Raw genomic sequence first — 12,416 nt, 5'->3', positions numbered from 1 at the left:
CTCCTTAATTTGCGTTATTCATAGCAGACCACACGCGATGTGGGGTCATGGGCATATCGATATGGGTGACGTTTTTGCCGCCCGATTGCAGCGCATCAATCACCGCATTGACGACTGTTGGCGGCGATCCAATCGCCCCTGCTTCACCACAGCCTTTGACGCCTAAGGGGTTATGCGTACAGGCATTCCCTTGGCTATGATCAACTGTGTAGAACGGTAAATCGTCGGCGCGCGGCATGGTGTAATCCATGTAGCTTGCAGACAGAAGCTGGCCGTTCTCGTCGTATGTGGTGTTTTCCACCAGCGCCTGACCGATGCCTTGGCCAAGACCGCCGTGCACCTGCCCTGTTACGACCAGCGGGTTCATCACGTTGCCGAAATCATCCACAGCTGTCATACGATCTACGCGCACTTTACCAGTGTCAGGATCGACTTCGACTTCGCAGCAGTATGCGCCAGATGGGTAGGTAAAGTTGGCTGGATCGTAAAATGCCGTCTCTTCCAAGCCCGGCTCGATTGATTCAAGCGGGAACTCGTGTGGAACATATGCTTTGAACGCCACTTCGCCGAAACTGACAGAGCGATTGGTGCCAGCGACGCTGAAATTGCCATCGTTGAACTCGATGTTGGAGGGTTCCGTTTCGAGCATGTGTGCGGCGATTTTGGTCGCTTTGTCGATGATCTTCTCCGTAGCGCGCACCATGGCAGAGCCACAGACCGCGAGCGAGCGAGATCCGTAAGTGCCCATGCCAAATGGGATTTTCGAGGTATCCCCGTGCACGATTTCGATTGTGGACGGATCAATGCCGAGCATGTCGCCGACGATCTGCGGGAACACAGTTTCATGGCCTTGCCCGTGACTATGTGCACCGACCATGACCGACAAACTGCCCGTCGCGTTCACACGCACAGTCGCAGCATCATAAAGACCGACGCGGGACCCAAGGATACCAACAAGGTTTGACGGCGCGATGCCGCAAGCTTCGATATAAGCGTTTACGCCGAACCCGCGCAGCATGCCTTTGGCCTCAGATTCCTTACGGCGCGCTGCAAAGCCAGCCATGTCAGCCACGCTTTCCATACGGTCCATAAGGGCGTCATAGTTGCCGCTGTCATACTCAAGCCCCGCCGCAGAGGCGAAAGGATATTGATCCGGCTTGATGAAGTTTTTGCGGCGTAGCTCAATCGGATCCATACCGATTTCGCGCGCTGCCATGTCGATCACGCGCTCTAAAGAATAGGTCGCCTCTGGTCGCCCAGCGCCGCGATAGGCGTCAACGGGGGCCGTGTTGGTGAAGACCGCTTTGACGTTCACATAGACCAGCGGCACCGTGTAATTGCCCGCCATCAATGTGCCGTGCAGGAAGGTTGGTGTCGCGGTAGAGAAGTTCGACAGATACGCACCGACGTTGGCCATCGTCTCTGTGCGGAACGCGAGGAAATTGCCCTCTGCATCAAGCGCCAGTTCAATCTTGGTCACGTGATCGCGACCATGGGCATCCGTGAGGAACGCTTCGGATCGATCCGCTGTCCATTTAACCGTGCGACCCAATTTCTTAGCGGCCGCAAGCACAAGCGCTTCTTCACCGTAGTGATAGATCTTGGAGCCAAAACCACCACCCACATCAGGCGCAATCACGGTCAGCTTGTTCTCTGGAATGCCCATTACAAAAGCGCTCAGCAAAAGACGCGTCAGGTGCGGGTTTTGGGAGGTCGTGTGGAGAACATAGTCGCCAGTACCTGTGTTGTAATGTCCGATGGAACAACGTGGCTCCATCGCGTTGGGGACAAGGCGGTTGTTGACGAGTTCGAGCGTCGTGACGTGATGCGCACCTTTGATGGCTTCATCCGTTGCTGCGCGGTTGTCTTCGATCCACCCCCAATCGAAACATTGGTTCGTCTCGATCTCGTCGTGCACGTAGTTGGTGCCTGACAAAGCGTCGGCCATATTGATAACTGCGTCATGCTCTTCGATGTCGATTTCGATCGCTTCGACGGCGTCTTTACCCTGCTGAACGGTTTCAGCAATGACAGCTGCGTAAGCGTCGCCCACATGGCGCACTTTGCCATGGGCCAAAACTGGGCGCTTTGGCTCTTTCATCGGTTCCCCGTCGCGCGAATTGATCAGCCAACCCGCCGGATTGCCGCCCACTTCGACGAAGTCTTCACCTGTGAAGATCGCCAGAACACCGGGCATTGCGGCTGCAGCGTCCGTGTTGATTGATTTGATTGTTCCGTTGGCCACATTCGAGCGCGCGAAAACCGCGGCGCATTCGCCGGCTGTTTGGATGTCGTCGCTATAGTTGCCTTTTCCAGTCAAAAACCGGATGTCTTCGCGCCGCTTCGTTGAAGCGCCTATTCCACCATCTTTTGGCATTTTGTATTCCTTCCGTGAGGAGGCGATTTTTCTAGAAAAATCAAGCACTCCAAATTTTCTAGAAAATTTGTTTACTCAGCTGCAATCGCAGAGACGTCCTGACCAGATGCGGCCATGATCGCTTTGACGATGTTATGATACCCTGTGCAGCGGCAGATATTGCCCTCGAGGTATTCACGCACTTCGCTCTCTGTTGGCTTGGGGTTGTCTTTCAACAACGACGCTGCCGACATCACCATGCCCGGCGTGCAAAAACCGCACTGAAGACCGTGGTGATCCTGAAACGCTTGCTGGATCACATTGAGCGAACCGTCGCCATTCGCTTGACCTTCAATCGTGCCAACCTCTGTGCCTGCTGCCTCGAGCGCGAACATAGTGCAAGACTTCACCGCCTCGCCGTTCACATGAACAACACAAGCACCACACTGCGATGTGTCGCAACCGATGTGTGTACCAGTCAAACGTAGGTCTTCGCGCAAGAATGCCGAAAGCAAGGTATTACCTTGCACGTTGCCGGAAACGGTCTTGCCGTTCACCGTCATAGAAATCTCTGTCATGCTATCCTCCCAGATCATCCAGATGATTTGTTTGGAGTGTGCGGTGAAATGGCCAGACATGCTAACAGTTTTTTGAGCATGGGCTGTACTTTTTTAGATCAACGCAAATTCGTCAGCGCCAAATCCTCAAAAAGTAGAACGTGAAACGCGAATTGTGGCAAAGTCTTGGCAAATCTGGGACGCGCACGATATAACGCGGTTAATATTTGTCGCGGAAAGTAAGACTTATTTTCGAAAATCATTACTTTTCAACACCTTAATGCCATTGTGCCTAATGCAGAAACAGTGAGTTTATGGAAAAACCATGTCATTTGTGTGTTACGCACAACTAACACCGCCGACTCGCTCTTGCAGAGCATTTGATATGCGCATGCGAAAATACGCTGAACCGTTGACGAAACATTGATCTTTTTCAAAAGAACCAAGGGCCAAAGCGCGCCTGCTTGCCGCTGAGACCATAGACATTAGGCACCCAACGCGGTGCCAAAATATAAAACTGACTGGGGAGTTAACCAAGTGCCGAATTTTACCCTTCAAGGCCCCGACGCCTTTTTGTTCGAGATTGATCCAGCCACAGGCGAGATTACGCTAAAAGACTGGTTCACCCCAGATTTCAACGATGCATGGGATGTGAACGAAGATAACACCACGAGTTGACTGTCATCGATACGGAAAACCCTGATGCAGGTGCAGCAACATCCGACGTTGAGTTCCGCGTCACACCAAACGACCAAGTTTTTGTGTCAGCTGACGCCGCGCCTGTTTTGACTGAGTTTTCGATTTCCGGCCCAGACACTGCGATGTTCGACATCAACATCTATACAGGTGAAGTGACGCTCAAAGACTGGTTCGCACCAGCGGACGGCGATAACTGGGATGAAGACGAAAACGGTGTCTACGATTTCACCATCACCGCGAATGCACCAGATGGTTCGATAACTGAGACCCCCGCGTCTTTGACGATCACAGCCGAGGGCGAGTACATCTTTGATGTGCCTGACCCGATCATTCTACCAGAGCCGGAGCCAGAGCCCGTCATCCCTGACCCTGTTCCCTTCGGTACTGTTTTCAGTTTGAGCGGCGATGATGCCGTGGTCTTTGCGATTGACGAGACAACAGGCGCAGTGACACTTAACGACTGATTTAGTCCCGATGCGGGCGACAACTGGGATGCCGACGAGAACGGCGAGTATTTGTTCAACATCGTTGCAACCGCACCTGATGGTACGGTCACAGTTATCCCTGGCACTTTGGATGCAAACGCAGATGGCACATTCGACTTGAGTGTCCCTGCTGTCGAAGTTCTGCCAGATACAACTGATCCTGTTGATCCGGTGGATCCAGTTGATCCGGTGGACCCTGTCGATCCGGTAGACCCTGTCGATCCGGTTGATCCAGTTGATCCAGTTGATCCAGTTGATCCAGTTGATCCAGTTGATCCAAATCCACCATTGGTTGGCACGCAACTGATTATCAACGGCGCATTGGACGCGGGTGTTGGCTTTGAAGCAAATGACACGAGCGCTGATATTGCTGGCTGGACAACGTCTAGCGGCACCGCAGATGTTTGGGGCGATGGCTTCTTTGGTGTGAACACACCAGACGGCGGCAACTTTGTGCAGCTCGATACAGGTGCGGAAGGTGGCGTTGATACGCTGACCCAATCCGTGCGTACGATTGAGGATGACGCGATGGAGCTTCGCTTCAACGGCGCGCAGCGCTTTGGTGAAAGCGAAAGCATCGAAGTCTACTTTGGTGGTGAACTGATCGACACGGTCACACCAACAGGCAGTGAGACATGGGATACCTATTCCTACACGGTCACAGGGACTGGCGGCATCGATACGCTGGAATTCCGCGAGCTCGCGGGTGAGAGCGATGGCTCTGGACCCTTCGTGGACAACGTCAGCCTTGTAAGTGCATCCCCTGATGCACCCGCTCTCGAACTGTTGCCCGATCTAACAAGCGACATGCTCGACTCTCCTGACCTTCCAACACGTCCGACGCCACTTCCAGAAGCGGAAGGCGTTCCGGGCGTGCTAGAGCTTGGTGATGCAACGGATGAGACGCTCACAGGCACAGCGGATGACGACACGCTCAACGGCGGCGCAGGCAATGACGCTCTAAACGGCCTTGCCGGCAACGACATTCTTGTGGCAGGCGAAGGCACCGACACCATGGATGGCGGCGCAGGCGCGGATACCTATGACATCGACAATTCTGCCGTGAACACGGTTGCCGTCGATGTAGACCTCACAGCAGGCACAGCCGGAGCAGACACGCTCGTGAATGTTGAGAACGTTTTGGGTGGCTATGGCGACGACACGATCTCTGGCACTGTGGGCGACAACCTGCTCTCTGGTGGGGCTGGTAACGATATCCTCACAGGTCTCGCGGGCGAAGACGTCTTGCTCGGCGGTCTTGGCAATGACACGCATATCGGTGGCGAAGGGGATGATATCCTGATCGCAAACGAAGGTGTGAACAGCTACGATGGTGGCGCGGGTGATGATGCGCTCATCATCAACAGCTCAACCGTGCAAGCGACTGCCTTTAACATCAACCTCGAGACGGGCACCGATACGTTCGGCAACACCTACTCTGGCATCGAAAACATCGATGGCGGCATGGGCGACGACAGCTTCACAGGTGACGCAGAAGCGAACGTTCTGATTGGACGCGCAGGCAATGACACGCTGAACGGCGGTCTTGGCGGCGACGTCCTCGAAGGTGGCGCAGGTGACGATGCGCATCTTGGCGGCGAAGGCGATGATCTTCTGATCGCCAACGTGGGCAACGACAGCTTCGCGGGTGGCGCAGGTGTCGACACTTACGATATCGACGCTTCCGTTGACTTTGAGACTGATTATGCGGTTGACCTATCCACAGGCACTGACAACCAAGGCAACTTCTACAGCGGCATTGAGAATATCAATGGCGGCTGGGGCGATGACACTCTGACAGGCACCGCTGAGTCCAACATCCTTGATGGTGGTGTTGGTGATGACGTTGTGAGTGGCGGCGCGGGTGACGACTCTCTCGCAGGCGGCCTTGGCAATGATATGCTTAGTGGTGGCGCGGGTAACGATGTGCTCTTTGGCAGCTTTGGTGTGGACACATATGACGGCGGCGACGGCGTTGATATGATCGACATCGGTGGCTCATCCGCAGGCGAGGCCGATTACAACATCGACCTCACTGTGGGTCAGGACCAATACGGCAACACCTACTCCAACATCGAAAACGTCAATACTGGCGCGGGTGATGACAATATCTTTGGCAACGCAGCGGACAATCAGCTGCAGGGCAACGAGGGTAATGACACCATCAACGGCGGTGACGGCAACGATTTCCACAATGGTGGCAACGGTGATGACGTCTTCATCGCCAACGCTGGCACGAATGGGTATTTCGGAGGCAACGGTATCGACACGCTGCAAATCGAGGGCACAACCGAGGACGCGATCAGCTACGCGATCGATCTTCAGGAAGGCATCGATGATCAGGGCAACACCAGCTTTGGTCTTGAGAACGTCAATGCCGGTTCTGGTGATGATGCTCTGACCGGTAGCACAGCGGACAATGCTCTCAGTGGTGGCGCAGGTGACGACACGCTCATCGGTGGCGGCGGTGCGGATACGCTTACGGGCGGCGCAGGCAATGACGCCTTTGGCATCAGCTTGGAAGCAGGCAGCGTTGAGATCACGGACTTCACGCAAGGCACGGATCAAATTGATCTAAGTGGCGTTGCTGACGTCGCTGACTTCGACGATCTTGCCGACTTCTTGCTGACAGGTGGTGGATCTTCCACACTGACATTTGATCTGGATGGAACGGATCAGTTGAGCGTGATTATCCAAGGCGAAGAAGAGCTGGAAGAAGCGGACTTCATCTTCGCATCAATGGACGTTCTCTAAACGAAGCGAAAATCTGAGCGACCGGCCCTCTGATGAAAGTCAGGGGGCCATTTTCGTTTGCTGGGTTTACAAAATCAGGTCTGCGACAGATTTCGGATGTTCCGTGATCGCCTCATAGCCATCCTCTGTCACAATGAAGCTATCACCAATCTGCGCGCGAAACGTATCCACGCTGACAGAGCCATCCACCGCCAAAACCATGCCGGGCTGCAAAATGGTTGTGTCCCCTGTCACCAATTGCGGCTTTTCGAGAAAACTAAAGCCCGTCGCGCGACCGCAGCGGAACGGATACTCATACCCCGCCTCTTGGATCACCTCTGCATAGGCCGCATGCACGCTCTGTGCTGTCACGCCGGGTCTGAGCGCATCCAAGGCCGCCTGCTGACTGGCGCGCGCAACGTCATAGACAGCTTCTTGCGCAGGGTCCGTCATTTCGCCGATCCAGAACGTGCGATCAAAGCCAAGCTTGAAGCGATGGAAGTTTGTCATTCCGCAAAAGCACAAAAACACAGGCTCGCCGCGGCGCATGATCCGCGTGCTGGCGCGGTGATGCGTCTTGGTAATCGTCTCGCCAGAGGCCATGATTTGTAGAAAATGCGTGTTAGGCGACATGTCCGCATCTTTGTAATGTGCGCTAAGTAATTCTGCGGCCTTGCGCGTTCCTGCCTGCGAGGTCGCAATCGCCACTTCGAACTCTGGAACACCATCACCAATCGCCGCCCGCCCAGCATTCATCATCGCATTGGCCACTTGCCCTGCGTGCCTTGCGAGTTGCAGCTCTTTGGGTGATTTGATCATTCGCATATCAGCCAAGATCGGTTCGGCACTGCATAGCATCGCGTTATCGACCAGCTCATCTACATAGGCGCGCACAAGCGGTGGCATCGCGCTCGGCTCAATCGCAACCCGCTTGGTGCCCTGCACCGCATCGGGTAACTCCGCGCGCCACTCCGCGCCCATCCCGTCATTCCACGCTGCGATCCGATCCACACGCGCATGCGCTTGCGCAGTGTTGAGATCAATCGTCGGCGTTATGAGTAAACTCGCGCCCTCGCGTTGCACCACAAGAATTGTCGGGCGGCCAAATTCCATATGCAGATAGTCGTAATACCCACTCAGATAATAGACGTTGTCATCATCAGTGATCAGCGCCACGTCGATGTTCTCGGCGTCCATGCGCGCGCGAAATGCAGTCATGCGTGCTTCAAACATGTTTTAGTCCTTGTTGGTAAGCGGCAAACGATCCCGCACAAGCTGCGCCCAGAAATCAGCACCAATCGTTAGAAGATCATCGTTAAAATCATAATCAGACGCGTGAAGGGGTTGCCCATGTGCGCCGCTCTCACCATTGCCGAGCAGCACAAAGCATCCGGGCACGGCATTGCAGAAATGGGCGAAGTCTTCAGAGAAACTCATCGGCTCACGCGCACCATCAACTTCTAGCCCCTGCATTTTTGCCGCATTCACAACAGCATCGACAGGTTCCGAGGCATTGATCACTTCGACAAATTCTGTGTTGAAACTGACTTCAACCTCGACCTCATGCGCCGCCGCGACGCCCTGTGCTATGAGTTTCATCAGCCGTGCAATTTCGATGCGATCCTCAGGAATACGCGCACGCACGTCCCCTTTGAGCGTTGCCCTGCCCGGCAACACATTGCGCTGCCCATCGGTCAAGAACTCTGTGACAGACACAACCGCCCCGGCCCCTGGCGCGAGCTTACGCGCCACGATAGTTTGCAACGCTTGCACAATCTCAGCACCAATAGTGATTGCGTCACGCCCCTTTTGCGGCATGGAGGCATGACCACCCTGCCCTTGAACTGTAATCTCAAAAAGGCTTTCGCTGGCGCAAATTTGTCCCACGCGGGTCGAGACGTAACCAACCGGCGCACCCGGCAGATTGTGAATGGCATAGACTTCCTCAATCGGGAAATGCGTCAAAAACCCTTCATCAATCATCGCCTGCGCACCAAGACCGTGCTCTTCATTTGGTTGGAAAATGAACACGACAGTCCCGTCAAAATTTGGATCCTTTGCCAGTCGCGCCGCTGCCCCAATGAGCATGCTCATATGACCATCATGGCCACAGGCATGCATGACCCCTGCGTTCTCAGAGACATACCCGTGGCTGCTCGTTTCTGTGATCGGCAAAGCGTCCATATCCGCGCGCAGCCCAATCGCACGATTGCCAGTGCCGCGTTTCAAGACACCGACGACGCCAACACCCTCATGCACCTCTAGGCCAAGGTCGCGCAAAATAGCAGCGACCCGCGCTTTTGTGCGGTGCTCATTGAACCCCACCTCAGGATCTAGGTGAAATGCATGGCGCAGCGCCACAAGCTCTTCATGTGTCATGCTCGTCCCTCGATTTCACAAATCCTTGCACACGCGCAATGCATCATAAAGGGCTGCGTGCATATTCCGGTTCGCCACCGCATCCCCCAAACGCGCGAGCATGTATGTGCCCTCTGGATTGCGCGTCTCAAACGGCGACGTGCCCGCGATCATCGCTCTTTGATCCAACTGCCCAAAGTTGCGCGAACCAGCTTTCAGCGCATGATAGAGCCCGTCCATTGGTACGCTGCCGTGCTCGATCACCAGATGATCAACGCTGTGTAATGTGGTCTCGCCCGTCAGTACATGGCGCAGCGTGACCTCCTTGCGATTGCCCGCGTTTGCAACGCTCACAAGCTCTTGGAAACAGGTGAAACTGACGCCTTGCGTGGCAAGATCACGCAAAACCACCGCAGAATTTGTCGGCCCGAGGTCATGCGCAGTTGCGAGGTCCGGTGTGACATGCGCGACCTTGCATCCTGCGCGCGCCATCACGTCTGCGCAAACCAAAGCAGGATGATCCCCAACCTCGTCAAAGAGCATTACTGCGCCGGATAAACGCGCCGCGCCGGCCAGGACATCCCAGCTCGAAACTGTGAGCTCCGCACCCTCGAATTGAGGCGGTTCAGGCCAGCCCCCTGTCGCAATGATAATTGCATCAGGCGTTAACGCGCGCAGCTCATCTTCCTCAGCATAGGTGTTCATGCGAATATCGACGCCAAGCTGCGTGACCTCTTGGATAAGCCAATCCGCAGCGCCCCAAATCTGGCGACGCGTCATTCCCATGCTCGCGAGTTTGAGCTGTCCGCCCAGTCGCTCGCTCGCCTCGAAAAGCACCACATGATGACCTCGCAACGCAGAAATACGCGCGGCTTCCAGACCCGCAGGGCCGCCGCCTACGACGACGACCCTTCGTGAAACATCCGCCTTTTCAATTATATGCGGCATCACAGCTTCGCGCCCTGTGGCAGCGTTATGGCCGCAGACCGCTGCTTTGCCTTGGTTCACGCGATCCACGCAAGAGCCAAGACCGACACACGGGCGAATGCGCTTTTCATCACCGCGCAAGAGCTTATTCACCAAATGCGGGTCCGCCATGTGCGCGCGGGTCATGCCAATCAGATCAACATGACCATCGGCGACGGCATGGCGCGCAGTGGCGATGTCGGCGACGCCGCCTGCATGAAAGATCGGCAGATCGACCGCCGCTCGGATGCGCCCCGCAACAGTGATATGCGCACCAGACGGCATACCCATCGGCGGCACCCATCCCGCAAGTCCAAGATCATCATAGGGCGCACCTGCGAGGATATTAAGGAAGTCCACTTGCCCCGTCGCTTGCAGCGCTTGAGCGATCTCAACGCATTCCTCTGCGCTCAGGCCGCCTTGCACCAACTCGTCCCCAGTTGCGCGCAATCCGACGATAAACGCATCACCGACTGCGCCGCGTACCGCGTCTAGAACCTGCATCGTTAGACGCAAGCGGTTCTCAAGCGATCCACCGTAAGCGTCGTCACGTTGGTTCACTAAGGGCGATAGAAACTGACCCAACAAATGCGAATGGCTCAGTAGTTCGATCCCGTCAAATCCACCTTCTTGGCACCGCTTCGCAGCATCCGCGAACTGCGCAATGATGCGACTGATGTCTTCTTGCTCCATCGCCTTTGGAAATGAACGATGCGCCCGCTCTCGTGTGCCACTCGGCCCTGCAACAGGTAACCAATGCCCATCATCCCAAGCCGTGCGCCGCCCCATATGAGTGATCTGGCACATGATCGCTGCGCCATGTGATTTCACCCCAGACGTCAACTTTTGGAACCATGGGATAATGCTGTCATCACCCGCATAAAGCTGGCCAAAAACAGAAGGGCTGTCAGGCGCTATATTAGTGGATCCACCGATTATTGTCAGACCAATACCGCCTTTGGCCTTTTCCTCATGATAAAGCCGATAGCGTTCGCGCGGGTGTCCGCCCTCTTCATAGGACGGCGCATGAGCCGTACTAATGATCCGATTGCGCAACGTGAGATGGCGCAGTTGTAATGGTTGAAGAAGCGGATCCGTGCTCACAAGCCCTGCATCGCCTGTTCAAGGTCAGCAATCAGATCATCCGTATCCTCCAACCCAATGTTCAAGCGCACAATACGCCCACCAAAATCTCGGTTTGGCCGTTTCAAATCAGGATAAATCACCGCCAGACTGTTCACACCGCCCCAGCTCATCCCAATTTTGAAGATGTTGAGTGCGTCGATAAAGCTCTTCGCCTTTTCAGCGCTCACACTCTCTTTAAAAGTGAAAGAAAACACGCTGGTAGAGCCGGTAAAATCACGCTTCCAAATCTCGTGTCCCGGACAATCAGGCAATGCTGGATGGAAAACCTCATCGACAATAGAATGCTCTTTGAGCCATCGCGCCACGCGCAATGTTGCGCGCTCTAATGCATCAAGCCGGACAGCAAGCGTTTGCAAACCACGCAGCGCAAGCGAGCAGTCATCAGGCGACACCGCGAGGCCAAGCTGTTGGTAAATTGGACCAAGCTTGCCGTACGCCGCATCATCGCGGGCAGAGACAGAGCCGAGCAGGAGGTCACTGTGACCCCCAACATATTTCGTAAGCGCCTGCATGCTCACATCAACGCCGTGCGCGAAGGCGTCAAACATCACACCTGCCGAATATGTATTGTCGAGCGCCACCGCGACACCGCTCTTGTGCGCCGCCACGACGATGGCTGGCACATCTTGGATATCCATGGTGACAGAGCCCGGGCTTTCGCACCAAATGAGCGCGGTGTTCTCGCGTATGAGATCTGCAATGCCCGCACCAATCAAAGGGTCGTATGCTTCGACCTCTACGTTCAAGCCGCGCATCAAGCCTTCGGCCATCGCCTTGTTCGGACCATAAGCAGAGATTGGCACCAAAGCGTGGCTGCCTGCTTGGCAATAAGAGAGGTAAATCAAAGCAATCGCCGCCTGCCCCCCCGGCACGATCAAACTCTCGCGCGCGCCTTCGATCCCTGCGATACGCGAGGCAAGCTCAAGCGCGGTAGGCGTTCCATAAAGCCCGTAAGAATACCCGTTTTCTGCCTGCCGCCAATCATCCGTAACCGCCGCTTGCTCTTCAAACACAACGGTTGAGCCACGATAGACAGGCGTCACCAGTGAGCGGTAATCCTGCCGCGCTTGCGGGGTGGGATCGAGAAGTTTTGTGCGCCAGTCCATCATATGTCTT

The 12,416-nt window shown here is 55.3% G+C and carries 9 protein-coding genes; 3 read left to right on the top strand and 6 right to left on the bottom strand.

The features are described from left to right. Positions 1–4: 4 nt before the first annotated feature. Complete coding sequence (locus PFRI_RS00675) at positions 5–2,377, bottom strand: xanthine dehydrogenase family protein molybdopterin-binding subunit (protein WP_072628843.1); 2,373 nt, start codon at positions 2,375–2,377, stop codon at positions 5–7. Between the two features lie 71 nt (positions 2,378–2,448). Then, complete coding sequence (locus tag PFRI_RS00670; RefSeq protein ID WP_072628865.1) at positions 2,449–2,934, bottom strand: (2Fe-2S)-binding protein; 486 nt, start codon at positions 2,932–2,934, stop codon at positions 2,449–2,451. Between the two features lie 516 nt (positions 2,935–3,450). On the opposite strand from PFRI_RS00670, the gene PFRI_RS21225 reads away from it, so the two are divergent. From PFRI_RS21225 to PFRI_RS21005, 3 genes are read left to right on the top strand one after another with little or no spacing between them, the layout of a single operon-like run. Continuing rightward, positions 3,451–3,591, top strand: a complete 141-nt coding sequence (locus tag PFRI_RS21225) for a hypothetical protein (RefSeq protein ID WP_170124831.1) — start codon at positions 3,451–3,453, stop codon at positions 3,589–3,591. After that, a complete protein-coding gene (locus tag PFRI_RS00665; protein WP_072628842.1) occupies positions 3,588–4,076 on the top strand; it encodes a hypothetical protein in 489 nt (162 codons plus the stop codon). Before PFRI_RS21225 ends, PFRI_RS00665 begins: the two co-directional genes overlap by 4 nt. Positions 4,077–4,127: 51 nt before the next feature. Continuing rightward, a complete protein-coding gene (locus PFRI_RS21005) occupies positions 4,128–6,851 on the top strand; it encodes a calcium-binding protein (protein ID WP_111445409.1) in 2,724 nt (907 codons plus the stop codon). A 66-nt stretch (positions 6,852–6,917) separates the two neighbouring features. On the opposite strand, the gene PFRI_RS00635 is transcribed toward PFRI_RS21005, so the two are convergent. From PFRI_RS00635 to PFRI_RS00620, 4 genes are read right to left on the bottom strand one after another with little or no spacing between them, the layout of a single operon-like run. After that, positions 6,918–8,063: a M24 family metallopeptidase gene (locus tag PFRI_RS00635; RefSeq protein ID WP_072628841.1), complete on the bottom strand. Its 1,146-nt coding sequence runs from the start codon at positions 8,061–8,063 to the stop codon at positions 6,918–6,920. A gap of 3 nt (positions 8,064–8,066) precedes the next feature. Next, positions 8,067–9,209 carry an amidohydrolase gene (locus PFRI_RS00630; protein ID WP_072628840.1) on the bottom strand — a complete coding sequence of 381 codons (1,143 nt, stop codon included), beginning with the start codon at positions 9,207–9,209 and terminating at the stop codon, positions 8,067–8,069. 15 nt (positions 9,210–9,224) lie between these two features. Next, positions 9,225–11,258, bottom strand: coding sequence for an NADH:flavin oxidoreductase (locus PFRI_RS00625; RefSeq protein ID WP_072628839.1), 2,034 nt, complete (start codon positions 11,256–11,258; stop codon positions 9,225–9,227). Next, on the bottom strand, positions 11,255–12,406 hold the full coding sequence (locus PFRI_RS00620; protein WP_072628838.1) for a cystathionine beta-lyase: 1,152 nt from the start codon (positions 12,404–12,406) through the stop codon (positions 11,255–11,257). The genes PFRI_RS00625 and PFRI_RS00620 overlap by 4 nt, the downstream gene beginning before the upstream one ends. Positions 12,407–12,416: the final 10 nt, after the last annotated feature.

Source organism: Planktotalea frisia (assembly GCF_001890925.1).
Lineage (GTDB): Bacteria > Pseudomonadota > Alphaproteobacteria > Rhodobacterales > Rhodobacteraceae > Planktotalea > Planktotalea frisia.
This window is presented reverse-complemented; position numbering and strand designations above follow the sequence as displayed.

What these genes read in the sequence shown, in the direction of transcription:
- PFRI_RS00675 (WP_072628843.1), bottom strand. Translation starts at nt 2,377, where the DNA reads ATGCCAAAAGATGGTGGAATAGGCGCTTCAACGAAGCGGCGCGAAGAC.
- PFRI_RS00670 (WP_072628865.1), bottom strand. Translation starts at nt 2,934, where the DNA reads ATGACAGAGATTTCTATGACGGTGAACGGCAAGACCGTTTCCGGCAAC.
- PFRI_RS00635 (WP_072628841.1), bottom strand. Translation starts at nt 8,063, where the DNA reads ATGTTTGAAGCACGCATGACTGCATTTCGCGCGCGCATGGACGCCGAG.
- PFRI_RS00630 (WP_072628840.1), bottom strand. Translation starts at nt 9,209, where the DNA reads ATGACACATGAAGAGCTTGTGGCGCTGCGCCATGCATTTCACCTAGAT.
- PFRI_RS00620 (WP_072628838.1), bottom strand. Translation starts at nt 12,406, where the DNA reads ATGGACTGGCGCACAAAACTTCTCGATCCCACCCCGCAAGCGCGGCAG.